Annotated in this window: 28 protein-coding genes; 10 read left to right on the top strand and 18 right to left on the bottom strand. The window is 69.2% G+C overall.

Annotated elements, in window-relative coordinates; all coding sequences use genetic code 11:
* Window positions 1–264 precede the first annotated feature (264 nt).
* The 3 genes from glnK to MYL53_RS16875 all read right to left on the bottom strand — a co-directional run bounded on the left by glnK (window position 265) and on the right by MYL53_RS16875 (window position 2,443).
* Window positions 265–603: a P-II family nitrogen regulator gene (glnK, locus tag MYL53_RS16885; RefSeq protein ID WP_035594994.1), complete on the bottom strand. Its 339-nt coding sequence runs from the start codon at window positions 601–603 to the stop codon at window positions 265–267.
* Window positions 604–748: 145 nt separating this feature from the next.
* On the bottom strand, window positions 749–2,068 hold the full coding sequence (locus MYL53_RS16880; RefSeq protein WP_247855240.1) for an ammonium transporter: 1,320 nt from the start codon (window positions 2,066–2,068) through the stop codon (window positions 749–751).
* A gap of 36 nt (window positions 2,069–2,104) precedes the next feature.
* Window positions 2,105–2,443: a P-II family nitrogen regulator gene (locus tag MYL53_RS16875; protein ID WP_247855239.1), complete on the bottom strand. Its 339-nt coding sequence runs from the start codon at window positions 2,441–2,443 to the stop codon at window positions 2,105–2,107.
* Between the two features lie 316 nt (window positions 2,444–2,759).
* On the opposite strand from MYL53_RS16875, the gene MYL53_RS16870 reads away from it, so the two are divergent.
* Both MYL53_RS16870 and MYL53_RS16865 read left to right on the top strand, forming a co-directional pair.
* Window positions 2,760–3,122, top strand: a complete 363-nt coding sequence (locus MYL53_RS16870) for an accessory factor UbiK family protein (RefSeq protein ID WP_247855238.1) — start codon at window positions 2,760–2,762, stop codon at window positions 3,120–3,122.
* 83 nt (window positions 3,123–3,205) lie between these two features.
* Entirely contained in the window at window positions 3,206–4,711 is a 1,506-nt protein-coding gene (locus MYL53_RS16865; RefSeq protein ID WP_247855237.1) for a YifB family Mg chelatase-like AAA ATPase, read from the top strand.
* A 13-nt stretch (window positions 4,712–4,724) separates the two neighbouring features.
* Here the strand turns inward: MYL53_RS16865 and MYL53_RS16860 are convergent, their stop codons facing one another.
* The gene (locus tag MYL53_RS16860) at window positions 4,725–5,234 is read right to left on the bottom strand and encodes a hypothetical protein (protein ID WP_247855236.1); all 510 of its coding nucleotides are present in this window, start codon (window positions 5,232–5,234) and stop codon (window positions 4,725–4,727) included.
* A complete protein-coding gene (locus MYL53_RS16855; RefSeq protein WP_247855235.1) occupies window positions 5,231–6,214 on the bottom strand; it encodes an alpha/beta hydrolase in 984 nt (327 codons plus the stop codon). Before MYL53_RS16855 ends, MYL53_RS16860 begins: the two co-directional genes overlap by 4 nt.
* A gap of 230 nt (window positions 6,215–6,444) precedes the next feature.
* On the opposite strand from MYL53_RS16855, the gene MYL53_RS16850 reads away from it, so the two are divergent.
* Complete coding sequence (locus MYL53_RS16850) at window positions 6,445–8,619, top strand: malate synthase G (RefSeq protein WP_247855234.1); 2,175 nt, start codon at window positions 6,445–6,447, stop codon at window positions 8,617–8,619.
* A 159-nt stretch (window positions 8,620–8,778) separates the two neighbouring features.
* The gene (locus MYL53_RS16845) at window positions 8,779–9,192 is read left to right on the top strand and encodes a PaaI family thioesterase (RefSeq protein ID WP_035595012.1); all 414 of its coding nucleotides are present in this window, start codon (window positions 8,779–8,781) and stop codon (window positions 9,190–9,192) included.
* Here the strand turns inward: MYL53_RS16845 and MYL53_RS16840 are convergent.
* A complete protein-coding gene (locus MYL53_RS16840; RefSeq protein WP_247855233.1) occupies window positions 9,168–9,560 on the bottom strand; it encodes a DUF423 domain-containing protein in 393 nt (130 codons plus the stop codon). The two genes, MYL53_RS16845 and MYL53_RS16840, sit on opposite strands and share 25 nt — an antisense overlap.
* A gap of 222 nt (window positions 9,561–9,782) precedes the next feature.
* Here MYL53_RS16840 and thiS point away from each other — a divergent pair, with 222 nt between their 5' ends.
* The 3 genes from thiS to trmB all read left to right on the top strand — a co-directional run bounded on the left by thiS (window position 9,783) and on the right by trmB (window position 11,751).
* The gene (gene thiS / locus MYL53_RS16835) at window positions 9,783–9,983 is read left to right on the top strand and encodes a sulfur carrier protein ThiS (RefSeq protein ID WP_247855232.1); all 201 of its coding nucleotides are present in this window, start codon (window positions 9,783–9,785) and stop codon (window positions 9,981–9,983) included.
* 185 nt (window positions 9,984–10,168) lie between these two features.
* A complete protein-coding gene (locus MYL53_RS16830) occupies window positions 10,169–10,966 on the top strand; it encodes a thiazole synthase (protein ID WP_247855231.1) in 798 nt (265 codons plus the stop codon).
* A 38-nt stretch (window positions 10,967–11,004) separates the two neighbouring features.
* Window positions 11,005–11,751, top strand: coding sequence for a tRNA (guanosine(46)-N7)-methyltransferase TrmB (gene trmB / locus MYL53_RS16825; RefSeq protein ID WP_247855230.1), 747 nt, complete (start codon window positions 11,005–11,007; stop codon window positions 11,749–11,751).
* Window positions 11,752–11,768: 17 nt separating this feature from the next.
* Here trmB and MYL53_RS16820 read toward each other — a convergent pair whose 3' ends face one another.
* Window positions 11,769–12,794, bottom strand: coding sequence for a DMT family transporter (locus tag MYL53_RS16820; RefSeq protein WP_247855229.1), 1,026 nt, complete (start codon window positions 12,792–12,794; stop codon window positions 11,769–11,771).
* Window positions 12,795–12,883: 89 nt separating this feature from the next.
* On the opposite strand from MYL53_RS16820, the gene MYL53_RS16815 reads away from it, so the two are divergent.
* Window positions 12,884–13,768, top strand: coding sequence for a LysR substrate-binding domain-containing protein (locus MYL53_RS16815; RefSeq protein ID WP_247855228.1), 885 nt, complete (start codon window positions 12,884–12,886; stop codon window positions 13,766–13,768).
* 238 nt (window positions 13,769–14,006) lie between these two features.
* On the opposite strand, the gene MYL53_RS16810 is transcribed toward MYL53_RS16815, so the two are convergent.
* The 7 genes from MYL53_RS16810 to MYL53_RS16780 form a co-directional block, all read right to left on the bottom strand.
* Window positions 14,007–14,921 carry an AEC family transporter gene (locus MYL53_RS16810; RefSeq protein ID WP_247855227.1) on the bottom strand — a complete coding sequence of 305 codons (915 nt, stop codon included), beginning with the start codon at window positions 14,919–14,921 and terminating at the stop codon, window positions 14,007–14,009.
* Window positions 14,922–15,043: 122 nt separating this feature from the next.
* Window positions 15,044–15,757, bottom strand: coding sequence for a BamJ family beta-barrel-assembly machinery protein (gene bamJ / locus MYL53_RS16805; protein WP_247855226.1), 714 nt, complete (start codon window positions 15,755–15,757; stop codon window positions 15,044–15,046).
* 131 nt (window positions 15,758–15,888) lie between these two features.
* Window positions 15,889–16,332, bottom strand: coding sequence for a universal stress protein (locus MYL53_RS16800; protein WP_247855225.1), 444 nt, complete (start codon window positions 16,330–16,332; stop codon window positions 15,889–15,891).
* 26 nt (window positions 16,333–16,358) lie between these two features.
* Window positions 16,359–17,645: a TRAP transporter large permease gene (locus MYL53_RS16795; RefSeq protein WP_247855224.1), complete on the bottom strand. Its 1,287-nt coding sequence runs from the start codon at window positions 17,643–17,645 to the stop codon at window positions 16,359–16,361.
* 28 nt (window positions 17,646–17,673) lie between these two features.
* Window positions 17,674–18,252 carry a TRAP transporter small permease gene (locus MYL53_RS16790; protein ID WP_247855223.1) on the bottom strand — a complete coding sequence of 193 codons (579 nt, stop codon included), beginning with the start codon at window positions 18,250–18,252 and terminating at the stop codon, window positions 17,674–17,676.
* Window positions 18,253–18,434: 182 nt separating this feature from the next.
* Window positions 18,435–19,457 (bottom strand): TRAP transporter substrate-binding protein, encoded by a 1,023-nt coding sequence (locus MYL53_RS16785; protein WP_247855222.1) that lies wholly within the window; start codon window positions 19,455–19,457, stop codon window positions 18,435–18,437.
* Window positions 19,458–19,558: 101 nt separating this feature from the next.
* Entirely contained in the window at window positions 19,559–20,074 is a 516-nt protein-coding gene (locus tag MYL53_RS16780) for a TIGR02444 family protein (protein ID WP_247855221.1), read from the bottom strand.
* A 50-nt stretch (window positions 20,075–20,124) separates the two neighbouring features.
* On the opposite strand from MYL53_RS16780, the gene MYL53_RS16775 reads away from it, so the two are divergent.
* Window positions 20,125–22,071, top strand: a complete 1,947-nt coding sequence (locus tag MYL53_RS16775) for an ABC-F family ATP-binding cassette domain-containing protein (RefSeq protein ID WP_247855220.1) — start codon at window positions 20,125–20,127, stop codon at window positions 22,069–22,071.
* A gap of 7 nt (window positions 22,072–22,078) precedes the next feature.
* Here MYL53_RS16775 and dtd read toward each other — a convergent pair whose 3' ends face one another.
* The 4 genes from dtd to thiD form a co-directional block, all read right to left on the bottom strand.
* On the bottom strand, window positions 22,079–22,516 hold the full coding sequence (gene dtd / locus MYL53_RS16770; RefSeq protein WP_247855219.1) for a D-aminoacyl-tRNA deacylase: 438 nt from the start codon (window positions 22,514–22,516) through the stop codon (window positions 22,079–22,081).
* 71 nt (window positions 22,517–22,587) lie between these two features.
* Window positions 22,588–23,166 carry a chalcone isomerase family protein gene (locus tag MYL53_RS16765; protein ID WP_247855218.1) on the bottom strand — a complete coding sequence of 193 codons (579 nt, stop codon included), beginning with the start codon at window positions 23,164–23,166 and terminating at the stop codon, window positions 22,588–22,590.
* Between the two features lie 244 nt (window positions 23,167–23,410).
* Window positions 23,411–24,256: a universal stress protein gene (locus MYL53_RS16760; RefSeq protein ID WP_247855217.1), complete on the bottom strand. Its 846-nt coding sequence runs from the start codon at window positions 24,254–24,256 to the stop codon at window positions 23,411–23,413.
* Between the two features lie 96 nt (window positions 24,257–24,352).
* Window positions 24,353–25,174: a bifunctional hydroxymethylpyrimidine kinase/phosphomethylpyrimidine kinase gene (gene thiD / locus MYL53_RS16755; RefSeq protein ID WP_247855216.1), complete on the bottom strand. Its 822-nt coding sequence runs from the start codon at window positions 25,172–25,174 to the stop codon at window positions 24,353–24,355.
* Between the two features lie 62 nt (window positions 25,175–25,236).
* Between thiD and MYL53_RS16750 the strand changes: the two genes are divergently transcribed.
* Window positions 25,237–25,668, top strand: a complete 432-nt coding sequence (locus MYL53_RS16750; protein WP_247855215.1) for a YqaA family protein — start codon at window positions 25,237–25,239, stop codon at window positions 25,666–25,668.
* The last annotated feature ends 138 nt before the right edge of the window (window positions 25,669–25,806 follow it).

Genomic DNA, 25,806 nt, shown 5'->3' with positions numbered 1-25,806 from the left:
CCGAGCTACAAGCGCCGAGCTACAAGCGCCGAGCTACAAGCGCCGAGCTACAAGCGCCGAGCTACAAGCGCCGAGCTACAAGCGCCGAGCTACAAGCGCCGAGCTACAAGCGCCGAGCTACAAGAAAACCCCGAAGGCTGAGCCTTCGGGGTTTTCTTTTTGCTCTGGGCGATTCCAGGCTGTCGACCTGCAGCTTGCAGCTTGCAGCTTGCAGCTTGCAGCTTGCAGCTTGCAGCTTGCAGCTTGCAGCTTGCAGCTTGCAGCTTAGACGGCGTCCTTATCCGTCTCGCCGGTGCGGATGCGGATCACCTGCTCCAGGGCGGTGACGAAGATCTTGCCGTCGCCGATCTTGCCGGTGTTGGCGACCTGGGTGATGGCGTCGATCACCTGCTCGGCCATGGTCTCGTCCACGGCGACCTCGAGCTTCACCTTGGGCAGGAAGTCGACCACGTATTCGGCGCCGCGATAGAGCTCGGTGTGGCCCTTCTGACGGCCGAAACCCTTGACCTCGGTGACGGTGATGCCCTGGACGCCGATGTCCGAGAGCGCCTCGCGTACGTCGTCGAGCTTGAACGGCTTGATGATGGCGGTCACCAGTTTCATGGTCATCTCCTCGATGGTTCGTATCCGATGGCGCCATTCGCCATCCCTGACGGAGTCATTGTGACAGAGCATACACCGCCGGCGGGAGGAACGAAAAATGGCCCCGCGAGGGGGCCATTTCGAGGTGCTGCATCGGTCGGGGCGATCAGGTGCGAGCGGCCATCTGCGGCCGGCCCGCGCCCTCGCTGCGGGGGCGGCCGGTGCCGCCACCGCCGTGCACCTTGGAGACGGTGAACTCGGGGTAGGCCTCGAGGCCACACTCGGCCAGGTCCACGCCCTCGTATTCCTCTTCCTCGCTGACGCGCACGCCCATGATGGCCTTGATGATCAGCCATACCACCAGGCTGGCGATGAAGACCCAGGCGAAGATGCCGATGATGCCGATGATCTGCGGGCCGAAGGAGGCGCTGTCGTTGGTCAGCGGCACCGCGAGCACGCCCCAGATGCCGGCCACGCCGTGGGCGGAGATGGCGCCGACCGGATCGTCGAGCTTCAGCTTGTCGAGGCCGACGATGGCGACCACCACCAGCAGGCCGCCGAAGGCGCCGATCAGGGTGGCGGCGAGGGCGCTGGGCGACAGCGGATCGGCGGTGATGGACACCAGGCCGGCGATGGCGCCGTTCAGGGCCATGGTCAGATCGGCCTTGCGGAACCAGGCCTTGGCCAGGATCAGCGCGGCGATCACGCCGCCGGCGGCCGCGGCGTTGGTGTTCACCAGCACCTGGGCCATGTTGTTGGCGGAGCTGACGTCGGACACCTTCAGCTCGGAGCCGCCGTTGAAGCCGAACCAGCCCATCCACAGGATGAAGGTACCCAGGGTGGCCAGCGGCATGTTGGCGCCGGGGATGGCGAAGATGCTGCCGTCCTTGCCGTACTTGCCCTTGCGCGGACCGAGCACCAGCACGCCGGCCAGCGCCGCGGCCGCACCGGCCATGTGCACGATGCCGGAACCGGCGTAGTCGGAGAAGCCGAGCTCGGAGAGCCAGCCGCCGCCCCAGGTCCAGTAGCCGGAGACCGGATAGATCACGCCGGTCATCACCACGGCGAAGGCCAGGAAGGCCCACAGCTTCATGCGCTCGGCCACGGCCCCGGAGACGATGGACATGGCGGTGGCCACGAACACGACCTGGAAGAAGAAGTCGGCGCGCATGGAGTAGTAGGGCGCGTCGTCGCCGCCGGCGGTGACCGCCGCGACGGTGTTCTCGTCGCCCAGCAGGAAGCCGAGGTTGGGCAGGATGCCGCCCGCGTCGCTGGAGTACATCAGGTAGTAGCCCAGCAGCAGGTACATGGTGCAGGCGATGGCGAACAGGGCGATGTTCTTGGTCAGGATCTCGGCGGTGTTCTTGGACCGCACCAGGCCGGCCTCGAGCATCGAGAAGCCCGCGGCCATCCACATCACCAGGACGCCGCAGATCAGGAAGTAGAAGGTATCGAGCGCGTAGCTCAGCTCTGTTATCTCGTTCATGGCTGTCACTCCAGGGTAAAGGGAGAAACGGTTGACTTAGACGGCGTCGGCGCCGCGCTCGCCGGTGCGGATGCGGATGACGTCCTCGAGCGGCGTCACGAAGACCTTGCCGTCGCCGATCTTGCCGCTGTTGGCGGCGCTGCAGATGGCGTCCAGCACGCTGTCGAGGCGGCCGTCGTCGACGGCGATCTCGACCTTGACCTTGGGCAGGAAGTCGACGACGTATTCGGCGCCGCGGTAGAGCTCGGTGTGGCCCTTCTGGCGGCCGAAGCCCTTGACCTCGGTGACGGTGATGCCCTGGACGCCGTTGTCGGCGAGCGCCTCGCGCACGTCGTCGAGCTTGAACGGCTTGATGATGGCGGTAATCAGCTTCATCCCGGATCTCCCCATTGGATGAGCGCGGGCTGCTCCGCGCGGTGTGTGTGCAGGTTTTCCTGTTACTGCTTAAACCGTGCCACCAAACCGAATTCGCCATGGTTTTCATGATCTTGTTTTTCCAACCTGACCCGATGGTGAGATTCTGGTGCAGGCAGGAAAGGACGCTGTGCACTGATTTGATGCCGGTGAGCGATCGCTTCGCACCATCCGGGAGCGCGGCCGGCGACATGCGGGAATGCGCCCGCCGAACGGCTTGCGTATCCTTGGAGGCAGCCCCATCTCACTCGGGCCTATCCCACTCAGGAGAGACATCATGGTCAGCCAAGACCGCATCGGCCGCCTGGCCCAGCAGATCGGCGAGCGCCTTCAGGGCGCCTCCCAGGCGCCGGAAGACATGCAGAAAGGCATCCAGCAGGTGGTGCGCGGCGCCTTCGACCGGCTCGAGCTGGTGTCGCGGGAGGACTTCGACATCCTGATGGACGTGCTGCAGCGCACCCGCGGCCGGGTCGAGGCGCTGGAGAAGCAGGTCGCCGCCCTGGAAGAAGCGCTGGATGCCAGCCGCCCGGGCGGCGAGGCGCCGGCCGTGGCGGATGAGGCCGCGATGGTCGACGAGGCCACTCCGCAGCCGTCCTCCCGCCCCGAGCAGGACGCCGGCGCCGGTGAGACCGGCCGCTGATCGAGCTCCTGCCGGGCGGTGCCCGCCGCGCTGAACTAGCCTTAGGACTTACCTGAGGAAAGGAACCGCGCGAGGGACCGCCGATGACCCTGTCGATCGTTCGCACCCGGGCCGGCCTCGGCCTCGAGGCCCCCGAGGTGCTGGTGGAAGTGCATCTGGCCAACGGCCTGCCCGGCATCACCCTGGTCGGGCTGCCTGAGACGGCCGTGCGCGAGAGCCGCGAGCGGGTGCGCAGTGCCCTGGTCAACGCCGGCTTCGATTTTCCCCTGCGCCGCATCACCCTCAACCTGGCCCCCGCCGATCTGCCCAAGGAGGGCGGACGCTTCGACCTGCCCATCGCGCTGGGGCTGCTGGTGGCCTCCGGGCAGGTGCCCGCCGAGGCGCTGGCCGAGACCGAATGCGCGGGCGAACTCGCCCTGGATGGGGCGCTGCGCCCGGTGGTCGGCGTGCTGCCGCTGGCCCTGGCCACTCGCCGGGCCGGGCGGCGGCTGATCGTGCCTCGGGCCAACGCCGACGAGGCGGCGCTGGCCGGCGGTCTCGAGGTGCTGCCCGCCGACGATCTGCTGCAAGTGGTGGCGCATCTGCTGGGGCAGACGCCGATCGTGCCCCATCGTGCCGCGCGCCCCGCCGTGGCCCTGCCGGCGGGGGCGGACCTCGCCGAGGTGCGTGGTCAGCATCAGGCGCGGCGCGCCCTGGAGGTCGCTGCCAGCGGCGGCCACAACCTGCTGCTGGCCGGCCCGCCGGGCACCGGCAAGACCATGCTCGCCAGCCGCCTGCCGGGCATCCTGCCGCCGCTGACCGAGGACGAGGCGCTGGAGGTGGCGGCGGTGCGCTCGGTGTGCGGGCTGCCGCTCGGCGAACAGTGGGGGCAGCGCCCCTTTCGCTCTCCCCATCACACCGCCAGCGCGGTAGCGCTGGTCGGTGGCGGTTCGCGGCCCAGGCCCGGCGAGATCTCGCTGGCCCATCAGGGGGTGCTGTTCCTCGACGAGCTGCCCGAATTCCCGCGCCAGGTGCTCGAGGTGATGCGCGAGCCCATGGAGTCCGGGCACATCCATATTGCCCGCGCCAGCCACGAGCGGCGCTATCCGGCGCGCTTCCAGCTGGTGGCGGCGATGAACCCCTGCCCCTGCGGCCATCTCGGCGATCCCCGCCGCGCCTGTCACTGCACCGCCGCCCAGATACAGCGCTATCAGGCGCGGCTCTCCGGGCCGCTGCTCGACCGCATCGACCTGCAGGTGGAAGTGCCGGCGCTGCCGCCCGAGCAGCTGACCGCCCGGGAGCGCGGCGAGCCCTCGCAGGCGGTGCGCGAGCGGGTGCTGGCGGCCCGCGAGCGACAGTGGGCGCGCGGCGCGCTCAACGCCCATCTGGGCGGACGTGAACTGGAGGCTGCCTGCGCGCTGAGCGGGGCCAACCGGGCCTGGCTGGCCGGCGTGCTGGAGCGGCTGAACCTGTCGGCGCGGGCCTATCACCGGGTGCTGCGGGTGGCATTGACCCTCGCTGACCTGGCCGGCGAGCCGCATCCCGGGCGTGAACAGCTGATCGAGGCGATCGGCTATCGCCAGCTCGATCGGCTGCTGCAGGGGCGCTGAAGGGGAGAGGTCGCTAGAGCGCGCTGGCGTCCAGCGCGCCGTCCAGCTGCGTCTGCCACAGCGGCGTGTCGCTGCCCGGACGGCGCAGGGTGAGCTGCAGGCGATAGGGCAGCAGGGTGCGGTCGGACAGCGTGAGCCGCGGGCCGGCCGCGATCAGTCGGCTGTCCAGCCGCCACTGGTTGGCCTCGGCGCCCCGTGACAGCGCGGGCCGCCAGTCCAGCACCTGGGGCCCCCGGTCATGGCCCAGCAGGGCGCGGCTCAGGCTCTCGAGCAGGCGATCGTCGTCGACGCCGAGGGCGGCGTCGATCTGCGGCGCGGCCAGCAGCAGTACCTGGTCGGTGGCCGGATGCGGCAGCGGCGGTGCCGCGATCACCTGGTCCGCGGCGCGCTCGCCGAGGCCGTGGAGGGCCTGGCGCATCGTCTGGGGATGCGCCGGGACGCCGGTGGCGCAGCCGCCGAGCAGCAGTACCGTCAGCATGAGGGGCAGCAGGGTCGGCAGGAAGGCGGTGGGGCGAAGGCTCATCGGTGGGGGGCGTCTCGGTGGGCAGGCGCGGCGGCATCGGTCGTCTCGAGACCGGCAATGAAGCGCGTGAGTTCCTCGAACAGCGCCCGGCGGATCGGCTCGGCCTCGTTGACCAGATGGTGGCGCGCCTCGGGGTGGCGATGCACCTCGGCTCGCGGAAACTTGCGCGTCAGCACCTCCAGGTTCCACTCCCAGTCCACCGTCAGGTCCTGCTCGCCCTGCAGGATCAGGGCCGGCAGCGGGCTGGCCGGCATGGCCAGCAGTCGCGGCATCCAGCGGCGCATGGCGTCCACCCATTCCATGGCCAGGCGGTCCGGCTGCAGCGGATCGCTCTCGCGCAGGAAGGTGGCGAAGTCGCTGTCGGTGGAGTTCTCGCGGAAGCGGCGTGGCACCGAGCGCACGAAGGGCCCCAGCAGCCGGTGCAGCCAGCTCGACTGATTCCAGCCCCAGGGGCGGACCAGCGGGGCCAGCAGCACCAGCCCGCTCCAGTGGCCGTCGTGGCCCCGGCGCAGGGCGTCGGTGGCGAGGATCGCCGCGCCGGTGCTCTGGCCGATGCCGACCCAGGGGCGAGGCGCCAGGTCGCGGGCGGTCAATTGGGTCTGCAGGTTGTCCAGACAGCTGCCATAGTCATCGAAGTCGGCGATGGTAGCGCGGGGGCCGCTGGACAGCCCGTGCCCCGGCAGGTCCCACAGCACCACCTGCCAGCCGCGTTCGAGCAGGCACTCGAGCAGGTGGCGGTAGAGACCGAGGTGATCGTAGTAGCCGTGCACCACGAACACCGTGCCGCGCGGCGACGGCGGGCGCCACACCTGGGTCCACAGGCGGAAGCCGTGGGCGTCCACGTACCCCACGTGCAGGCCTACCCGCTCGGCGAGCAGCGGCGCCAGGCCGTAATGCCCCAGGTAGCCCTGGAGCGGACTGCCGTCGGGATCGGCCGGGGCAATGGGGCCCAGGGCCTGCAGGGGGGTGAAATCGCTCATCGGGTCCTCCGTCGTGGCTGCTCATGCTAGCGCCCTGCCGGGATCGTCACCAGCGCTGCGCTTCCAACGCCGACGTCTCGTCTATTGGTCGAGTCTGCGGGGTGGTTCGCAGGCTTCGGGTTTACATGTGGAAGTATTTTCCACAATACTGTTGGCACGCAGTCACCATTGCCTGTCCGGCCACTCGGCGCTTGGGGAGCGCCGAAACGCCCCGCATAGGAGAACGACCCATGACCCAACGCATCACTCGCCATCGCCTTCAGGTGGCCGCCGAACTGGACCGCTTCATCAACGAGCGGGCCCTGCCGGGCTCCGGCGTCGATCCCGAGGCCTTCTGGGCCGGCGTCGACGCCCTGTTCCATGATCTGACACCGAAGAACCGCGAACTGCTCGCCGAGCGCGACGCCATGCAGGCCGAGCTCGACGCCTGGCACCGCGAGAACCGCGGTCCGGTGCGCGACATGGCCGCCTACCGCGCCTTCCTCGAGCGCATCGGCTACCTGCAGCCGGCGCCCGCCGAGGTCAAGGTCACCACCACCAACGTCGACCGCGAGATCGCCGTCCAGGCCGGCCCGCAGCTGGTGGTGCCGGTGAACAACGCCCGCTACGCGCTCAACGCCGCCAACGCCCGCTGGGGCAGCCTCTACGACGCACTCTACGGCACCGATGCCATCGCCGATGAAGACGGCGCCGAGCGCAGCGACAGCTTCAACCCGAAGCGCGCCGAGAAGGTCATCGCCTACGCTCGCGGCGTGCTCGATCGCGCCGCGCCGCTGGCCACCGGCTCTCACGCCGAGGCCGTGAAATACGCGCTGCGCGATGGCCACCTGGTGGTGAGCCTGGAAGGCGGCCGCGAGACCGGCCTCAAGGAGCCGGGCAAGCTGGTCGGCTACCTGGGCGAGGCCGACGCGCCGACCTCGGTGCTGCTGGCCAACAACGGCCTGCACCTGGAGATCCAGATCGACGCCACCCACCCGATCGGCAAGACCGATGCGGCAGGCGTCAAGGACGTGGTCGTCGAGGCCGCGCTGACCTCGATCATGGACTGCGAGGACTCGGTCGCGGCGGTGGACGCCGAGGACAAGGTCGGCGTCTACGCCAACTGGCTGGGCCTGATGGCCGGCGACCTCGAGGAGCCGATCGAGAAGGGCGGCAAGCGCTTCACCCGCAAGCTGGCGGCGGACCGCACCTGGACCGCGCCGGACGGCGGCGAGGTGATCCTGCCCGGCCGCTCGCTGCTGTTCGTGCGCAACGTCGGCCACCTGATGACCACCCCGGCGGTGCTCGACGCCGACGGCAACGAGCTGCCGGAAGGCATCCTCGACGCGGTCATGACCAGCCTGCTGTCCATCCGCGACCTGCAGAAGGGCGAGGGCGAGGCCCGCAACTCCCGCGAGGGCTCGGTCTACATCGTCAAGCCGAAGATGCACGGCCCGAAGGAAGTGGCCTTCACCAACGAGCTGTTCGGCCGTGTCGAGGACCTGCTGGGCCTCGAGCGCGACACCCTCAAGATGGGCATCATGGACGAGGAGCGCCGCACCTCGGTCAACCTCAAGGCCTGCATCGCTGAGGCGACCTCGCGGGTGGTGTTCATCAACACCGGCTTCCTCGACCGCACCGGCGACGAGATGCACACCGCCATGCAGGCCGGCCCCATGGTGCGCAAGGGCGACATGAAGAGCGCCGCCTGGATCGGCGCCTACGAGCGCAACAACGTCCAGGTCGGCCTGGCCTGCGGGCTGCGCGGCCACGCCCAGATCGGCAAGGGCATGTGGGCCATGCCGGACCTGATGGCGGCCATGCTCGAGCAGAAGATCGGCCATCCCAAGGCCGGCGCCAACACCGCCTGGGTGCCGTCGCCGACCGCCGCCACCCTGCACGCCCTGCACTATCACCAGGTCAGCGTGGCCGAGGTGCAGCGCGAGCTGGAGGCCCAGGGCGAACCGGACCTGCTGGACGAGCTGCTGACCGTGCCGGTGGCCGAGAACACCGACTGGTCCGAGGACGAGCTGCAGCAGGAGCTGGACAACAACTGCCAGGGCATTCTCGGCTACGTGGTGCGCTGGGTCGAACAGGGCGTCGGCTGCTCCAAGGTGCCGGACATCCACGACGTGGGCCTGATGGAAGATCGCGCCACCCTGCGCATCTCCAGCCAGCACGTGGCCAACTGGCTGTATCACGGCGTGGTCGACGAGGCCCGCGTGCGCGCCACTCTGGAGCGCATGGCCAAGGTGGTCGACGAGCAGAACGCCGGTGATCCGGCCTACACGCCGATGAGCGCCGACTTCGCCGGCTCCCATGCCTTCCAGGCCGCCTCGGACCTGATCTTCAAGGGCATCGAGCAGCCCTCCGGCTATACCGAGCCGCTGCTGCACCACTGGCGCGCCGTCCACAAGGCCGGCTGATCGTCGCTCGCCAACGTGCCGCCTGCCGCCCCCTTCATGGGGGCGGCTTGCGTTCGGGGCGAGAAAAATAAAAGAAGGGAAAAGGGAGATGCCCCGGGTGTGCGCCGCGCGCGGGCTGGGCTATCTTGTGGCCATCGTTCAGCCGCAGGGAGCGCGCCCATGACCGTGATGACCGCCGCCGCCATCGAGGAATTCCTCGACGAGGTGTTTCCCCAGCGTGCCGGCACCATCGAGGGCGTCGGCGAGGGCCGCGCCACCATGAGCCTGGCCATCGAGGACGAGCATCTGCGCCCCGGCGCCAGCGTCTCCGGCCCGACCCTGATGGGGCTGGCCGACGTCTGCCTCTACGTGGCGATCCTGGCCCAGATCGGCCCCGAGCCGATGGCGGTCACCAGCGACCTGCACTGCCGCTTCCTGCGCCGCCCGCGGGGCGATCGCGACCTGATCGCCAATGCCCGGCTGCTCAAGCTGGGGCGGCGGCTGGCGGTGGGCGAGGTGCAGCTGTTCTCCGACGGCGAGGAGGCGCCGGTGGCGCTGGTCACCGCGACCTATGCCTTGCCCGATGCCGACTGACTGCGCCAGGCCGCCACGGCCAGCGCCAGCCAGCCGAGAATCAGCAGCCCGCCGCCGATCGGCGTGATGGCGCCGAGCCCCTTCACGCCGCTGATCGCCAGGGCGTAGAGCGAGCCCGAGAACAGCGCCATGCCGGCCAGCCACAGGCCGAGGATCCAGCGCTGGCCGGCCAGCGGCCGCGCCGCGCGCCAGGCCAGCACGCCGAGCATCGCCAGGGTGTGCCAGGCCTGGTAGCGCACCCCGGTCTCGAAGACCGTCATCAGCCTCGGCGTCAGCGTGCCGTTCAGGGCATGGGCGCCGAAGGCCCCGGCCATCACCGTCAGCGCGCCGCACAGCGCCACTGCCATCCACCAGCCACGATCCTGCATTCTGTCTTTCTCCCGTTGGGGGTTCCCGTGACGTCTGAGCAGGGGCGCTGGGGACAGGCCAGAGCGGGGTTTTTGCCAGGGATGGCAAAAGGTAGCGCCCAGGGATGGGTCCACAGCGCCCCGCAGCGGCCTGTCACCAGACAAGCCCGCGCCATACCGTACCCGGGGGCGCCCCGAGGCGCTACAATATGGGCCCGCGAAATCGCAGCCCCGGAGGATGCCATGCAGATCCAGCTCAACGGTGAGGCCCGCACCCTGGAGGCCGAGGCCTCCGTGGCCCAGCTGGTCGAGACCCTCGGCCTGGCCGGACGGCGCATCGCCGTGGAGGTCAACGAGGAGATCGTCCCCCGAAGCGTCCACGACGAGACGCGCCTGGCCGACGGCGACCGGGTGGAAATTGTCCATGCCATCGGTGGCGGCTGAAGGAAAACACTGATTTATCGCTGGGCTCGATATCTTGGCCGCCGGCGGTATTCGAGCGCGAGCCGGGCCAATATCCTCATTTACTGGCGTGTAAACTCCGGTATTTCCGTTCCGGCGTCGCCCAACCTATCTTCGCTCGCAAGACAAATCAGCGCTTTCCCCTGAGCCATAGGAGAAATATACGCATGACCGACTTCTTCCAGGACGCGCCGCTGCGCGTCGCCGGCCGAGAATTCGCCTCGCGCCTGCTGGTGGGCACCGGCAAGTACCGCGATTTCGACGAGACCGGCGAGGCCATTGCGGCCAGCGGGGCTGAGGTGGTGACCTTCGCCGTGCGTCGCACCAATCTGGGGCAGGACGCCGCGGCGCCCAACCTGCTCGACGTGGTGTCCCCGGAACGCTATACCCTGCTGCCCAACACCGCCGGCTGCTACACCGCGAAGGACGCGGTGCGCACCTGCCGGCTGGCCCGCGAGCTGCTCGACGGCCACAACCTGGTCAAGCTCGAGGTGCTGGGCGACGACACCACCCTGTATCCCAACGTGGTGGAGACCCTGGCCGCCGCCGAGACCCTGGTCAACGACGGCTTCGACGTCATGGTCTACACCAGCGACGACCCGATCGTCGCCCGCGAGCTGGAGCGCCTCGGCTGCTGCGCCGTGATGCCGCTGGGCTCGCTGATCGGCTCCGGTCACGGCATCCAGAACCCGCACAACATCCGCCTGATCATCGAGCAGGCCGGCGTGCCGGTGCTGGTGGACGCCGGCATCGGCACCGCCTCCGAGGCCGCCCAGGCCATGGAACTGGGCTGCGACGGGGTGCTGATGAACTCCGCCATCGCCCACGCCCGCCAGCCGGTGCTGATGGCCGGCGCCATGAAGCAGGCCGTGCAGGCCGGCCGCGAGGCCTTCCTCGCCGGCCGCATGCCGCGCCGCCAGGGCGCCGAGGCCTCCTCGCCGCTGGCCGGCCGCATCAACGCCTGATCCTGTCCTTTCGACCTTCACGAGTTTCGACGCCGCGCATGAACGACGAACAACGCCCCGACACGCCCTCGACCACCGGCCCCGAGAGCGCCGACGCCCCGCTGCACCGCCGCGGGATCAAGAGCTACGTGCTGCGTGCCGGGCGCATGACCGCCGCCCAGACCCGCGGCCTCGAGGAGGTGTGGCCGCGTCTGGGGCTGACCCTCGAGGACGGCCGCCAGGACCTCGAGACGCTGTTCGGGCGTCGCGCCCCGGTGGTGCTGGAGATCGGCTTCGGCATGGGCGGCTCGCTGATCGAGCAGGCCGAGACCCACCCCGACACCGACTTCATCGGCATCGAGGTGCACGCGCCCGGCGTCGGCAAGCTGCTCGACGAGGCCGACAAGCGCGGTCTCACCAACCTCCGGGTCTATCGCGAGGATGCCCTGCTGGTGCTCGAGCGGTGCCTGCCCGAGGGCAGCCTCGACACCCTGCAGCTGTTCTTCCCCGATCCATGGACGAAGAAGAAGCATCACAAGCGGCGCATCGTCCAGCCGGCCTTCGTCGAGCTGGTGCGCACGCGCCTCAAGCCCGGCGGCACCCTGCATATGGCCACCGACTGGGAGGCCTACGCCGAGTGGATGGCCGAGGTGATGGCCGAGGCCCCGGGCTACGAGAACACCGCCACCGACGAGACGGCGCCCTACGTGCCGCGCCCCGAGTTCCGCCCGCTGACCAAGTTCGAGCAGCGCGGCGAGAAGCTCGGCCACGGCGTCTGGGATCTGATCTTCCGCCGCGTCGACTGAGCCTTCCTGCGGCCGATTCAGCCTCGGCGGGTCGCCGAGGCACTCGGCCTCACCCTGCGGCGGGCCTCCCGCTCCGCGATCGGGCGAGCCGTGGCGACATGGCCGCCGGCGCCGCGTCCGCGCGGTCGTCCGCCGAGCAGCGCGGCGCCGGCCCCCACGAGCCCCAGGGCCATGCCGGCGGCGCCCAGCATGCCCGGGCGCTCGCCGAACATCAGCGCCGTGGCGGCCAGCGTCGCGGCCGGCGTCAGGGCCACCAGCGCCGCGCTCCGGCTGACGCCGAAGCGCTGCAGGCTGGCGTTGAAGAAACCGTAGCCGCCGAAGGTCGCCAGCGCGATCAGCCAGGCCAGGGCGGCGAGGGTATCGCGATCCACCGGCGGCGGAGACAGCCCCTCGCCCCTCAGCAGGGCAGCGAAGGCGAAGACCAGCGTGGCCGCCGCCAGCTGCGCGGTCAGTCGCGTCGCCATGGGCAGGGTCGCCGGCCGGCCGGCGCTCATCACGCTGCCGAGGCTCACCGCGGCCACTGCCAGCAGCGGAAGCCCGTAGGCCCAGAGCGGTGCCCCGCCCATGCCGTCGAGATCATCCATCACGCTCAGCCCCGCGCCCAGGGTCGCGCCGACCAGGCCCAGCCACTGGGCCGCCTGCGGGCGCTCGCCCAGCAGGCGGCCGGCCAGCAGCGTGGCGGCCAGCGGCTGCAGGGCGCCGATCAGGGCCGCCACGCCGGCGCCGACGCCGCTTTCCACCGCCAGCAGCATGGCCAGCAGATAGCCGCCAACCGTGAGGCTGCCGACCAGGGCCTCGTGGCCCAGCGCCGCGGGCGCCAGAGCGATGCGCCCTCGGTACGTGGCCAGCGCCCATAGCGCGGCCAGCAGGGTGGCCAGGGCGAAGCGCCAGGCGTAGAGCGACAGCACCGGCGACTCGACGGCGATGGCCAGGCGGCTGCCGACGAAGCCGCTGCTCCAGCAGATCACGAAGCCCAGCCCGACGGCCAGACCGCCCAGGTGCGGTGCCTGCCAGGGCGCCCTCATTCGTCTCGTTGCCAGCATGTCGGTGTCCTCCCGTCGACCTTGCGGGAGCGAGTCTGCGCCGGCTAATGTCTTCAGGGAATCGAAACTTATTTCACTGAGTGTTCAATATGGCTGAAGTCTCTTCGCAGACGCTGGATCTCGAGGCCCTGCGCAGCTTCGTGGAGGTGGCGCGGCTGGGGTCGCTGGCCGCGGCGGCCGAGCAGCGCCACCGTACCGTCAGCGCCCTGAGCATGCAGATCAAGCGCCTAGAGACGCGCCTGGGCGCCCGGCTGCTGGTGCGCGGCGCCCGCGGCATGACGCTTACCGCCAGCGGCGAGGCGCTGCTGGGCGAGGCGCGCGAACTGCTGCGCCATCACGACGGTCTGGTGGCGCGGATCAGCGGCCGGGGGCTTTCTGGCCGGGTGCGCTTCGGCATGCCGGAGGACTACGCCAGCCGCCTGGTGGGGCGCCTGCTGCCGGATTTCCTGGCCCGGCATCCGGATGTGGTGCTGGAAGCGGTGACCGCCACCAGCGGCGAGCTGGCCCGGCGGCTGGAGCGCGGCGAGCTGTCGCTGATCGTGGCGCTGGACCGCCCCCACCGGCTGAGCGGCGGCGAGCCGCTGTGGCGGACCTCGCCGGTATGGGCCGGGGCGCGCGAGCTGGCGCTGACGCCGGAGACGCCGCTGCCGTTGGCGCTGCATCCGGTGGATTGCCCCTACCGCCAGCTGGGCATCGAGGCCCTGGGAGCCGGCGAGCGCTCGTGGCACGCGGTCTTCACCAGCACCAGCATTCACGCGCTGGAGACCGCCGTCGAATCGGGGCTGGCGGTCAGCATTCTGGAGCGCGATCGCCTGACGCCGGCCATGCGCGAGCTGGGCGAGGCCGAGGGCCTGCCGCGACTGGCGGACTGCCAGGCCGAGTTGCACTACGGTCGGCGGGTCAATGCGGCCTCCTGGCCGGCGGTGGAGGCGCTGGGCGAGATGATCAAGGCGCGGCTGGGACAGCGGGCCTGAGCGACGCGGGGCACGATACTGGGAGGCGCGCAAAAGAAAGCCGCCCCGGGCGGGGCGGCGAAAGACCGTGACTAGCAATGAGGAGGAGAATCCCCGCGGAGGACTGGCTGGGCCCCGCGGGTCTGGCACGCACCTCGGCGATGCCATGACGACAAGGTAAATCATTCTCATTCGTGGCGTCAACATTAACGAGAATCTTTTTTATTTGCTGGGCGGTCGGACTGTTGGCCGGTCGGGCCTAGCCGGCGAGGCGCAGCCACAGCGGCAGGCTGAGCATGGCCAGCAGGGTCTGGGCGGTGATCAGCGCGGCCATCAGCTCGGCGTCGCCGCCCAGCTGGCGGGCCAGGATATAGGCCGAGGTGGCGGTGGGCAGGGCGGCGAACAGCAGTACCACGTCGCGGCTCACCGGCGGCAGGCCGCACAGGGCGGCCAGGCCCAGCACCAGCGCCGGCAGCAGCACCAGCTTGATCAGGGTGGCAGTCCACAGGCCGCCGTCGCGGCGCAGCATCGCCTGCGGTCGCAGCGCCACGCCCACCGCCACCAGGCCCAGCGGCAGCGCGGCGCGGCCGAGCAGGGCCACCGCGTCGTGGCTCCAGCCGGGCAGGCCGATGCCCGTGAGGTTGAGCCCGGCACCCGCCAGGCAGGCCAGGATAAGCGGGTTGCGGGCCAGGGCCCTGAGGCTCGCCCCCACGCCGCCCCGGCCCAGGGTGCCGGCGGCGAGGAAGGTCAGCACGCACAGCACGTTGACCAGCGGTACCATCAGCGCCACGGCCACCGCCGCCACGGTAGCGCCGGCCGGGCCGTGCAGAGCGGCGGCGCCGGCCACGCCGACATAGGTGTTGAAGCGCAACGCGCCCTGGAAGACCGAGGTGAAGGCCGGCATGTCGAGCCCCAGTCGCGGGCGCAGCGCCCACAGGCCGACGGCCAGCAGCAGCAGGCCGCCCAGCAGCACCAGTGCGAGGCGGGCGACCGGCACGGCGCGGATGTCGGCCACGGCCAGGGTGGCGACGAGCATCGCCGGGAACAGCAGGTAGTAGATCAGGCCCTCGAGGCGCGACCAGAAGTCGCCGCCGGGCCAGGGACCACGGCCCAGCAGGGCGCCGAGCAGGATCAGCAGGAACAGGGGCCCGAGGGCGCCGATGATGCTTTCCATGACGATGCCATTCCCTGGTCGATAGGTGAGCGCGGGGTGTCAGGCCACCCAACGCAAGGCGGCCGGCCCCGAAGGAGGCCGGCCGCCGATCACGCCATCGAGGCGCGTTTGCCGGTGGGCGATCAGCCTTCGGCGTTGTCCGGATTCACGTCGAGCAGCTCGACCTTGAACACCAGCGTCTCGTTGGGCCCGATCGGGCCCTGGCCGCGGGCGCCGTAGGCCAGGTCGGCCGGGATCACGACTTCCCAGGTGTCGCCGACGCTCATCTTCTTCAGCGCTTCCTGCCAGCCCTCGATGACCTGGCCGACCTGGAAGGTGACCGGCTCGCCGCGCTGATAGGAGCTGTCGAAGACGGTGCCGTCGATCAGCTTGCCTTCGTAGTTGACCTTGACGGTGTCGCCGTCGGCCGGGGTCGCGCCGTCGCCGGATTCGATCTCGCGGTACTGCAGGCCGGAGTCGGTGACGGTCACGCCGTCCTTCTTGGCGTTCTCGGCCTGGAAGGCCTCGCCCGCGGCCTTGTTTTCCTCGGCCTGCTGCTGGGCCTCGGCGGCGCGCTGCTGCATGGCCTGCTGCTGGAAGGCCTGCATGGTGGCGTTCATCTCGTCCTCGGTCATCTCCAGGTCGTTGCCGTCGAAGACGTCCTGGACGGCCTGGGTAAAGGCGTCGACATCGAGGTCGGAGACGTCCTGCTGGATGCTCTTGCCCAGGGTCACGCCGAGGCTGTAGCCGAGCTTCTCGCTGTCGATACTGGAGTCGGATTCGGGGGTGGCGGCCAGCGCCAGCGGGGCCGCGGTCAGCAGTGCCGTCAGGGATGCGGTGGTCAGCAGTCGCTTCATGAAAATGCCTTGTACTCCGGCGCATTGGCGCCATCGGTGAATGGGATCCTTGGGACTCTAACAGGGCCGGATCGGTTCCGCATCCGTCTCAACGGCGCGGGAATCGATCCGGCAGCAGGGCGCTGGCGGCCCTAGACGACGAGGGTCGGGCAGTGGGCGGAACCCGCCACCCGCTGGGACACGCTGCCCAGCAGCAGGCCCTTGTCACCGTTGGTGCCCTGGGCGCCGATCACGATCAGGTCGCAGTCGCGCTTGCGGGCGAAGCGCACGATGGTGCGCGAGGGGCGTCCGCCCTTGACGAAGGCGCGGACCTTGTCGGCGGGCACGCCGAGCTCGGCGGCGTGGGCCTTGGCCTGCACGGCGATCTCGGTGGCGTACTCCTTGAGTGCATCGTCGGGGATATCGAGCCGCTCGGGCCGGATCATGGACAACGAGGCCTCGAGCAGGCTGTGATGCTTGAACACGCAGAGAATGTAGAGTTCGGCGTCGGTGAGCCGCTGCAGCGCAACCGCCTTGTCCAGCGCCTTGATGGCCCCCTTGGAACCATCCACCGGAACCATGATCCGCTTGAACATCATGACCTCTCCTCTTGGTATCCCGGTCAGTCGCTGAAGGCGATGTCGCGAAGGAACAGGGCGATCTGCGGGAACATGATCAGCAGGGCGGCGGCCAGAATCAGCAGGCACACGAACGGCGGGGTGCCCTTGATCACGTCCAGGTAGGGGCGCTTGAAGATCGCGATGGCGGTGAAGATGTCACAGCCGAAGGGCGGCGTCGCCGAGCCGATGGCCACCTGCAGCGTGATCAGGATACCGACCAGCACCGGATCCAGGCCGGTGGCCTCGACGGCCGGGGCGAAGATCGGCGTCAGCACCAGGATCACCACGATCGGATCGACGAACATGCAGGCCACGAAGAAGGCGATGCAGATCGCGATCAGCACGCCGGTGGGGCCGGCCTCGTTAATGCCCACCGCTTCGAGGATCGCCTGAGGGATCTGGGCGAAGGAGATGATCCACGAGAAGCCGTTGCCCACCGCCACCAGGATGAAGACCACCGCGGTGATCAGGCCGGTGGACTTGGCGATGGCGTAGATGTCGTTGATCTTCAGCGAGCGGAAGATCACGAACTCGAGCAGGATGGCGTACAGCACGCAGGCCGCGGCGGCTTCGGTGGGGCTGAAGATGCCGCCGTAGATGCCGCCGACGATGATCACCGGGAAGCCCAGCGGCCACAGCGCCATGCGCACCGAGGCCATGCGCTCGCCCCAGCTGGCCTTGGGCTCGGTGGGCACCTTGCGCACCACCGCGTAGCCCACGCAGTAGGCGGCGAACAGGCACAGGATCAGCAGGCCGGGACCGATACCGGCGATGAACAGCTCGCCGATGGAGGTGCCGGAGATGACGCCGTAGATGATCATGCCGATGCTGGGCGGGATCAGGAAGGCGATGTCGCTGGAGTTGATGATCAGCGCCAGGGTGAAGGCATCCGAGTAACCGGCCTTGAGCATCCGCGGGCGCAGCGGCGAGCCCACCGCCACCACGGTGGCCTGGGTGGAACCGGAAACGGCGCCGAACAGGGTGCAGGAGGCGGCGGTGCTGACCGCCAGGCCGCCCTTCACGTGGCCGATGAAGGACATCACCATGTTGATCAGTCGCTCCGCCGACTGCCCTCGCGTCATGATGTCGGCGGCGAGGATGAACATCGGCACCGCGATCAGCGAGGCCGGTCGGATGCCCGCCATCATCTGCTGGATCAGCGTTTCCATCTGACCCATGCCGTTGAACATCATGAAGAAGCCGATCACCGCCGCGGTGATCAGCGGAATCATCATTGGAAAGCCCAGCAGCAGCAGGGCAATCATGGTCACAACCATTATTGTCGTCATCGTTCACTCCCCGGGGTCGTGCCCATCATCAGACTTCCGTTTCCGTATCCTTGTAGCCGTCGAGCACCGAGGTCGACAGGTAGACGTCGTGCGACGTCATGTTCTTGATCGCCGTCAGCAGGTACTGGATGCCGGTGATCAGAAAGCCCAGCGGCGCCCAGACATAGATGAGATAGATGGGAAAACCCAGTGCCGGCAGGATGCGACCCTTGTCGTGCAGGTCGATGATGTAGAGCACCGAGAAATAGAGCAGGAAGAACATCACCAGGGAGGTGAACAGCGAGATGACGATCATCAGCGCTCGGCGCCCGCCCACCGGCAGCGCATCGTAGATCGCCGACATGCGGATGTGGCGGCCGTGGCGCGCGGCATAGCCGATGCCGGCGAAGGTGATCATGATGATCAGGATGCGGTTGATCTCGCCGGTGAAGAAGATGCTCTCGCCGAGAATGAAGCGGCCGATGACGTTGGCGATGGTGTTGGTGGCCATCAGCAGCACGCCGAGGGCGAGAATCACGGCCTCGACCTTGCTGATGAAGGTGTCGATGACGCCGAGAAAGCCCGGCAGCCCGGAGCGGTAGTGCTTTTCGGAATCTTCGTCGGTCATGGGGCATTATCCTGGAATCGTGGCGAACGGCATGAGACGGAAGCGACGTCCCTGTCAGCAGCGTAACGGCTCTCGATCATGTCGCAGGCCCTTGAGGGTCAACGTTGGATGAACGTTGCCCGGACGGAAACAGAACGGGGGCAGCCTGGCTGCCCCCGTTCGTACCGAGCGAGCGTTCGCTCTTACTCCTCGGTTTGCTGCACGGCCTCGAGATCGGCCTTGAACTGGTCGAGCAGTTCGGCGCCGTCGTCACCGGTCATTTCGAGGAATTTCTCCTCGACCTGCGGCGCACGCTCCTTGAAGGCCGCGATCTGCTCGTCGGTCAGACGCGTCACGGTGCAGTCGTCGCAGGCTTCCATGATCTTGTCGAGCGACTCTTCGGCGAGGCCCTTGATGTGCTCGATGGTGTGATCGTAGGCCGCATCGGTGGCGTCCTGCACCAGCTGCTTGTCTTCGTCGGAGAGGCCTTCGTAGAAGTCCTGGTTGGCCATCATGGCGGTGGTGAACCAGCCGTGACCGGTGAAGGTCAGGTTCGGGGATACCTCGTAGAGGCCGCCGGATTCGATCCAGAAGATCGGGTTTTCCTGGCCGTCGATGATGCCGGTCTGCAGGCCGCCGTAGACCTCACCCCAGGGCAGCGGCGTCGGCGTGGCGCCGAAGGCGCTGTAGGTCTCGGCCAGCAGCGGGTTGGTCATGATCCGGATTTTCTTGTTGTCGAAGTCCGCGGGCTTGGTGATCGGCTCGTCGGCGGTGACCACCATTTCCCCTTCGGGGAACATCTGCAGCAGCTTCAGCCCGTGCTCGGCGTAGAGCTTGGGGAACATCTCGTTGATGGCCTTGCTCTCGTCGAAGAACTCGAGCACGGTGTCCATGTCGGTCGGCATCAGATAGGGGATGAAGAAGATCTGGGCCGCCGGGATCAGAGCACCGGTGAAGCCGGGAGACTGGTCGACGAACTGCAGGATGCCGTTCTGGGTCTGCTCCATGATGTCGTCGGACTCGCCGAGCTCACCGAAGCGATAGACCTGCACGTTGTGATCGGAGTTGTCTTCCACGTAGCGCTTGAATTCCTGGGCGAAGACGTCCTGTACGTCGCCCTCGTACTCCTCGTGGGCGTAGCGCCAGTTGTCCGAGAAGGCGGACGTCGACATGCCCAGCATCAGGGCACCGATGCCCGCGGTGGCCAGCAGCTTTTGTGACTTCATTGATGTGCTTCCTCTGCAGGTTCTGTCAGCAACATCATGATGATATTGCTAACGAAAAGAACGTTTTGTTTTTGCAGTGTTTGTTCAGGCTAGTGGGGCGATCATGAAGGGTCAAGTTGGCCATTCAACCTTCCCAGCGCCGAAAGATGAGACGCTTTCGTTAGTCGGGAATGGAAAGGCAGTGCATCTTGCAGGTCATCGCCGGTCGCGAGAGACCGATGGCCGGCGCTGTCGTCGAGGCTATGGGTCTCGAGCCGTACCAGGGCCTCGCGCTCGGCGTCGAGCTCGGCGGCCTTGAGCCGCTGGCGCAGCGCGGCGACGCCTTCTCGCTCTGCGGCCTCGGCCTTGAGCGACCGCCGCAGCCGGCGCAGCGGCGCGGTCACCTCGGCCTGCCAGCGGGCCACCGCGTCGGGCATCGGGCCGGCGGCCAGCCCGTGGCGGAACAGCCACAGCCGCCACAGCAGCTCGATCACCTCGACGCCGGCGTCGTCCTGCAGATGCAGGCAGGCGGCCTCGGCGCCGGGGCGGGCGTAGAGCGCCAGGGCGAAGTCCCATAGCGGATCGGCGGCGAGCCGGGCCCGCAGAGCGGCCGGCAATTCGGTAGAATCGGGCGTCATGATTCGGCTGTCGTCACGGCGGCGGCCCTATGCCTTCCTGTGGAGCCTTCATGATTGCACTGCGCCAAGTTTCCCTGCAACGCGGCACCCAAGCGCTGCTCGAGGACGCCGACCTGACCCTGCACGCCGGCCACAAGGCGGGCATCGTCGGGCCCAACGGCGCCGGCAAGTCGAGCCTGTTCGGCCTGCTGCGCGGCGAGTTCGGCCCCGATCGCGGCGAGCTCGAGATGAGCGGCGGCCAGCGCATCGCCCACATGGCCCAGGAGGTCGAGGCGCTGGAGCGCAGCATCCAGGACTACGTGCTCGACGGCGACCAGGCCCTGCGCGAGGCCGAGGCCGCGCTGGCCGACGCCCAGGCCCATGACGACGCCCATCGCGAGGCCGAGCTGCACGGCACCATCGAGGCGCTGGACGGCTACAGCGCCCCGGCCCGGGCCGCTCAGCTGCTGGTCGGGCTCGGCTTCGACCAGGGCGACCTGACACGGCCGCTGTCGGACTTCTCCGGCGGCTGGCGGATGCGCGTCAACCTGGCGCGCACCCTGTTCATGCCCTCCGATCTGCTGCTGCTCGACGAGCCCACCAACCACCTGGACCTCGACGCCCTGCTGTGGCTCGAGCAGTGGCTGACCCGCTACCCGGGCACCCTGCTGCTGATCTCCCACGACCGCGACTTCCTGGACGCGGTCTGCGACCACATCGTGCACTTCGATCGCCGTTCGCTGGTCCTCTATCGCGGCAACTACACCACCTTCGAGCGCACCCGCGCCGAGAAGCTGGCCCTGCAGCAGGCCGAGGCGGCCAAGCAGCAGGCGCGCAAGGAGGAGATCGAGCGCTTCGTGGCGCGCTTCCGCTACAAGGCCACCAAGGCCCGCCAGGCCCAGAGCCGGCTGAAGATGCTCGAGCGCATGGGCGAGATCGCCGTGGCCCACGTCGACTCGCCCTTCCACTTCACCCTGCCGTCCGCCGACCGCACCTCGCACCCGCTGCTGGTGCTGGACGAGGCGCGGCTCGGCTATCGCGGCGAGGGCGGCGAGACCGTCCAGCTCGAGGGCGTCGACATGACCCTGCAGCCGGGCCAGCGCATCGGCCTGCTGGGGCCGAACGGCGCCGGCAAGTCGACGCTGATCAAGTCGCTGACCGGCGAGCTGCCGCTGCTCGGCGGGCGCCGGGTGCCCGGCGAGCACCTGGCCATCGGCTACTTCGCTCAGCATCAGCTCGAGGGGCTCGACCTCGCGGCCACGCCCTTCATCCACGTGCAGCGGCTCTCGCCGACGGCTGCCGACCTGGACATCCGCCACTTCCTGGGCGGCTTCGGCTTCAAGGGCGACGACGCCTTCGCCGAGGTGGGGCGCTTCTCCGGCGGCGAGAAGGCGCGGCTGGCGCTGGCCCTGGTGGCCTGGCAGAAGCCCAACCTGCTGCTGCTCGACGAGCCGACCAACCACCTGGACCTGGAGATGCGCGAGGCGCTCACCGAGGCGCTGGCCAGCTTCGAGGGCACGGTGATCGTGGTCTCCCACGACCGCCACCTGCTGCGCGCCACCGTGGACGAGTTCTGGCGGGTCGCCGACCACCGCGTCACGCCCTTCGACGGCGACCTCGACGACTATCGCGCCTGGCTCAAGACGCGGCTCGAGAACGAGCGCCGCGAGGCGCGGGCCCAGAAGGTCGAGCGTCAGGAGGCCGCCGAGGCGCCGAAGGAGGACCGCAAGGCCGCGCGCCGCGCCGCCGCCGAGCTGCGCGAGAAACTGCGCCCTCTCAAGCGCGAGCGCGACCGCGCCGAGCGCGAGATGGAGAAGGTGCAGGCATCGCTCGGCAAGGTGGAGGACGCCTTGGGCGACGCCGAGCTCTACACCGACGAGGCGCGCAAGGACGAGCTCTCCAAGCGGCTCGCCGAGCAGGCCGAGCTGGCATCCCGCCTCGGCGAGCTGGAGCAGGCCTGGCTGGCGGCGGAGGAGTCGCTGGAGGCGATGGAGACGGAGCTGCGCGAGGCGACCTGAGCCGTGCTCAGCCCTCGAGCAGGAAGGTCACCGGGCCGTCGTTGACCAGCGCCACCTGCATGTCGGCGCCGAACTCGCCGGTGGCGACCCGCGGCCAGGCGGCCCGGGCGCGCTCGACCAGGGCGTCGAATAGCCGCTGGCCCTCGGCGGGCGGCGCGGCGCTGGAGAAGCTCGGGCGCAGGCCCTTGCGCGTGTCGGCGGCCAGGGTGAACTGCGAGACCAGCAGCAGGCCGCCCTCGGCCTGCTGCAGGTTGAGGTTCATCTTGCCGTCCTGGTCGGAGAACACCCGATAGTGCAGCAGCTTGTGCAGCAGACGCTCGACGCTCTGCTCGTCATCCCCCTTCTCGACGCCGATCAGCGCCAGCAGGCCGTGATCGATGGCGCCGGTCTCCCGATCATCGACGGTGACGCTGGCGTGGCGAACGCGCTGGATCAGGGCTTTCATGGCCGTTTTCCCTTCATGACACCTCCCGCCCTCGGCGGCTGGCAAAAGCCGGCAGCCTAGCACGCCGGCATTCAGCGCCCCAGCAGAGCGTCGCGGAAGTCGTCGCCCAGCGGCGCCTCGCCGAGCCAGATCCCGAACAGGGCATCGGCCAGCGCCGGCTCCGGCCGTGCATAGAGCGACTCGCCGTTCAGGGCCAGGCTCAGGGCCTCGCCGTCCCAGGTCAGGGCGTAGCGGTCGCCCGGCGAGACGTCGCGGTAGCGGGCGTTGAAGGCCGACAGCGCCGGTTCGAGCGAGCGGAAGTCGGCCGTGTCGAGCTGCTCGCGCAGGGTGTCGCGGGTGACCTCGGCGAAGTCGCCGGCGTCGATGGCATGGAAGTACTCGAGCTCCAGGCGCCGCGGCACGTTGGCCGACTGGGGCGCGGGCCGCGGATAGCCCTCGGCCTGATAGTAGGCGCCGGCGTAGGCGTCCCAGATCATGTAGCGGAACAGGCCGTGGCCGATCAGTCGGTAGGGACGCCCGTCGACCTGCTGGACGGTGTCGAAGCGGGCGTTCTTGACCACAACCTCGGCGCCGGCGGGCATGGCGGCCAGGCTCGTGGTCAGTGCCAGCATCAGGGCGGTAGCGGCAAGGGGCAGGCGCAACATCGGCATGACGAAATCCTCCTGATGGGATCATTCCTTATGCCGACAATATTTATTTGTAATGGTTCTGTATAGCCTTTTGGTGGCCTTTCACGGCTCCTGGGAGAGGCTTGAGGTGTGCCTGAAAAGTTGGCGAGCGAAGGCTAGACCAGGCAAAAATCAGCGAGAAGCCGGAGTTTACGGGGTGTAAATGAGGACTTTGAGCTGATTTTTAACGCCGTATAGCCGAGCGCAGCTCCTTTTCAGCTATGACTTACCAGCTGCGGCACAGCATGACGTCACAGTGCGGCTCGGCGAGGAGTCGCTCGGTGATCTGGCTGTGGCGGCCCAGCTGGCCGCGGCTGCCGAGCGCCAGCAGGTCGGGTGGTTGGCGGCGCAGGCGGGCCATCAATACCTCCTGCGGGTCGCCCTGCTCGAGCTCCAGTTCCACCTCGGGCACGTGCTCGAGCTCGACCATCAGCTGCTCGGTCTCCTGCTCCAGGTGGCGGCGCAGCGTGGCGACCTCGCTGTCGCGCCAGCGGGCGTAGTCGCTCGACGAGCCCAGCTCCCGCTCGCCGGGGATGTTCCAGGCGTGAAGCAGGGTCAGCCGGCTCTCGGGGAAGCGCTTGAGGGCTTCGCGCAGGGTGCGGCGGCAGGTCAGCGAGAAGTCGACCGGCACCAGGATGTCCTGCCACGGCTGGGTGGCGGGATGGCTCACCGACAGCACCGGGCAGGGCGCGCCGCGCAGCACCCGCGCCAGGGTGGTACCGGCGACCAGGTCCGGCTGGCCGCGCTTGCGGTGGGCCCCGAGGATGATCATGTCGGCCTCGCGCTCGTGGGCCTCGCGGATGATCTCGGCGTAGGGGGCACCGGCCACGGTCTGGATCAGGCTGGCCGGCTCGTCGAGGGCATAGTCCTCGCGGAGGTCGGTGAGGGTGGCGGCGATGTCCGCCACCACGGCCTCCTCGAGATCGTGCAGCACTCGCCGGGGCAGGTAGGGGTCGAGCACGTGGACGACGTCGAGCCGGGCGCCGGTCTCGTTCGCCAGCCGGATGGCGCGGGCGAAGGCGGCGCGGTTCTCGGCGGAGAGATCGCAGGCGAACAGCAGGGTGCGGGACATGGCACAACCCTCGTACGGCCGGAAGATGGCCGTTTCAGGATGGGCGCCCCCCGCCTCTCCTGCAAGGTGGCTTTTCCGGTACCGGCAGGCGCCGCGTCACCACCGGGCGTGGAAGTGATGCACCGGGCCGCGGCCGTGGCCCACCGCCAGCTTAGGGCTGGCATCGAGGGCGGCATGCAGCCAGCGCTTGGCCTCGCCGATGGCGCCGACGATGGCCTCGCCGTCGGCCTCCGGCGGCAGGTGGGCGAGATGGGCGGCGATGGCCGAGGACAGCGCGCAGCCGGTGCCGTGCAGGTTCTCGGTGGCGATGCGCGGCGCCGGCAGCCACTGGCTGCGCTCGGGCGTGGCCAGCAGGTCGGGGCAGGTCTCGCCGCTCAGGTGGCCGCCCTTGAGCAGCACGTAGGGCGCCTCGAGGGCCTGCAGCGCGGGCAGCATGGCCTCCATGGCGTCCGGGGTGCGCGGCGTCTCGGCGTCAAGCAGCACCGCGGCCTCGGGCAGGTTGGGGGTGATGACGTCGGCCAGCGGCACCAGCACATCGCGTACCGCGGCGATGCCGGCGGCGTCGACCAGGATGTCGCCGCTCTTGGCCACCATCACCGGGTCGAGTACGATCCAGCGCGGCCGGCGGCGGCCGAGCACCTCGGCCAGCGTCTCGGCCACGGCGCGGTCGGCGACCATGCCGATCTTCACCGCGTCGATGCGTACGTCGTCGAGCAGGTTCTCGAGCTGCTCGCCGATCACCGCCGCCGGCACCGGGTGCACGGCGGCCACGCCCCGGGTGTTCTGGGCGATCACCGCGGTGATCACGTTGGTGGCATAGGTGCCCAGCGCCGAGAGCGTCTTGAGGTCGCCCTGCAGGCCCGCGCCCCCGGAGGGGTCGGAGCCGGCGATGGTAAGCGTATGAGGAATGGAGGACATCGTGTGTCGTCTCGTGGCGTGAATCCGGCGTCTAGCATACGCCAGCGGCCGGGTGGGCGGCCATGCTGAGCCTGTTCCTGATCGCCCTGGCCAGCGCCACCCTGCTGCCCGGCGGCTCAGAGGCCTGGCTGGCTCGGCAGTGGTGCCAGGGCGGGGCGCTGCCGGCGCTGTGGGCGGCGGCCACCGCGGGCAACGTGCTGGGCAGCCTGATCAACGTGGCGCTGGGGCGCTATGCCCGCCATTTCCAGGACCGTCGCTGGTTTCCGGCCTCGCCCGCCGCGCTGGCACGGGCGGAGCGCGGGTATCGGCGCTTCGGCGAGGCCAGCCTGCTGCTGTCGTGGACGCCGCTGATCGGCGATCCGCTGACCGTGCTGGCGGGCATCTTCCGGCTGTCCTGGTGGCGGGCCACGCTGTGGATCCTGGTGGCCAAGGGCGGGCGCTATGCGCTGGTGCTGGCGCTGGCCGAGGCCTGGCTGGCGCCCTACTGCGTGTAGGCGGGGCCCTTCAAACGCAGCAGGGCCGCCCGAAGGCGGCCCTGTTGCGTGCAGCTGTTGTCTTGAGCTCCGGGGCTGATCCGGCGACAGGCCTGCGCGGGGCGCTGTGAACCCATCCATGGGCGCTAACTTTTGCCA

This window comes from Halomonas getboli (assembly GCF_023094245.1).
In the GTDB taxonomy this organism is placed as follows: Bacteria; Pseudomonadota; Gammaproteobacteria; order Pseudomonadales; family Halomonadaceae; genus Halomonas; species Halomonas getboli.
The sequence above is the reverse complement of the archived record's forward strand: the minus strand, read 5'-3'. Positions and strand labels throughout refer to the sequence as shown.

Coding starts and splice junctions, on each gene's coding strand:
- MYL53_RS16785 (WP_247855222.1), bottom strand. CDS start 19,457: ATGAAGTCACAAAAGCTGCTGGCCACCGCGGGCATCGGTGCCCTGATG.
- MYL53_RS16795 (WP_247855224.1), bottom strand. CDS start 17,645: ATGACGACAATAATGGTTGTGACCATGATTGCCCTGCTGCTGCTGGGC.
- MYL53_RS16750 (WP_247855215.1), top strand. CDS start 25,237: ATGCTGAGCCTGTTCCTGATCGCCCTGGCCAGCGCCACCCTGCTGCCC.
- thiS (WP_247855232.1), top strand. CDS start 9,783: ATGCAGATCCAGCTCAACGGTGAGGCCCGCACCCTGGAGGCCGAGGCC.
- MYL53_RS16810 (WP_247855227.1), bottom strand. CDS start 14,921: ATGGAAAGCATCATCGGCGCCCTCGGGCCCCTGTTCCTGCTGATCCTG.
- MYL53_RS16845 (WP_035595012.1), top strand. CDS start 8,779: ATGACCGTGATGACCGCCGCCGCCATCGAGGAATTCCTCGACGAGGTG.
- MYL53_RS16855 (WP_247855235.1), bottom strand. CDS start 6,214: ATGAGCGATTTCACCCCCCTGCAGGCCCTGGGCCCCATTGCCCCGGCC.
- thiD (WP_247855216.1), bottom strand. CDS start 25,174: ATGTCCTCCATTCCTCATACGCTTACCATCGCCGGCTCCGACCCCTCC.
- MYL53_RS16815 (WP_247855228.1), top strand. CDS start 12,884: ATGGCTGAAGTCTCTTCGCAGACGCTGGATCTCGAGGCCCTGCGCAGC.
- MYL53_RS16830 (WP_247855231.1), top strand. CDS start 10,169: ATGACCGACTTCTTCCAGGACGCGCCGCTGCGCGTCGCCGGCCGAGAA.
- MYL53_RS16870 (WP_247855238.1), top strand. CDS start 2,760: ATGGTCAGCCAAGACCGCATCGGCCGCCTGGCCCAGCAGATCGGCGAG.
- MYL53_RS16820 (WP_247855229.1), bottom strand. CDS start 12,794: ATGCTGGCAACGAGACGAATGAGGGCGCCCTGGCAGGCACCGCACCTG.
- MYL53_RS16875 (WP_247855239.1), bottom strand. CDS start 2,443: ATGAAGCTGATTACCGCCATCATCAAGCCGTTCAAGCTCGACGACGTG.
- dtd (WP_247855219.1), bottom strand. CDS start 22,516: ATGAAAGCCCTGATCCAGCGCGTTCGCCACGCCAGCGTCACCGTCGAT.
- MYL53_RS16800 (WP_247855225.1), bottom strand. CDS start 16,332: ATGTTCAAGCGGATCATGGTTCCGGTGGATGGTTCCAAGGGGGCCATC.
- MYL53_RS16865 (WP_247855237.1), top strand. CDS start 3,206: ATGACCCTGTCGATCGTTCGCACCCGGGCCGGCCTCGGCCTCGAGGCC.
- glnK (WP_035594994.1), bottom strand. CDS start 603: ATGAAACTGGTGACCGCCATCATCAAGCCGTTCAAGCTCGACGACGTA.
- MYL53_RS16790 (WP_247855223.1), bottom strand. CDS start 18,252: ATGACCGACGAAGATTCCGAAAAGCACTACCGCTCCGGGCTGCCGGGC.
- bamJ (WP_247855226.1), bottom strand. CDS start 15,757: ATGAAGCGACTGCTGACCACCGCATCCCTGACGGCACTGCTGACCGCG.
- MYL53_RS16850 (WP_247855234.1), top strand. CDS start 6,445: ATGACCCAACGCATCACTCGCCATCGCCTTCAGGTGGCCGCCGAACTG.
- MYL53_RS16775 (WP_247855220.1), top strand. CDS start 20,125: ATGATTGCACTGCGCCAAGTTTCCCTGCAACGCGGCACCCAAGCGCTG.
- trmB (WP_247855230.1), top strand. CDS start 11,005: ATGAACGACGAACAACGCCCCGACACGCCCTCGACCACCGGCCCCGAG.
- MYL53_RS16860 (WP_247855236.1), bottom strand. CDS start 5,234: ATGAGCCTTCGCCCCACCGCCTTCCTGCCGACCCTGCTGCCCCTCATG.
- MYL53_RS16780 (WP_247855221.1), bottom strand. CDS start 20,074: ATGACGCCCGATTCTACCGAATTGCCGGCCGCTCTGCGGGCCCGGCTC.
- MYL53_RS16840 (WP_247855233.1), bottom strand. CDS start 9,560: ATGCAGGATCGTGGCTGGTGGATGGCAGTGGCGCTGTGCGGCGCGCTG.
- MYL53_RS16880 (WP_247855240.1), bottom strand. CDS start 2,068: ATGAACGAGATAACAGAGCTGAGCTACGCGCTCGATACCTTCTACTTC.
- MYL53_RS16765 (WP_247855218.1), bottom strand. CDS start 23,166: ATGCCGATGTTGCGCCTGCCCCTTGCCGCTACCGCCCTGATGCTGGCA.
- MYL53_RS16760 (WP_247855217.1), bottom strand. CDS start 24,256: ATGTCCCGCACCCTGCTGTTCGCCTGCGATCTCTCCGCCGAGAACCGC.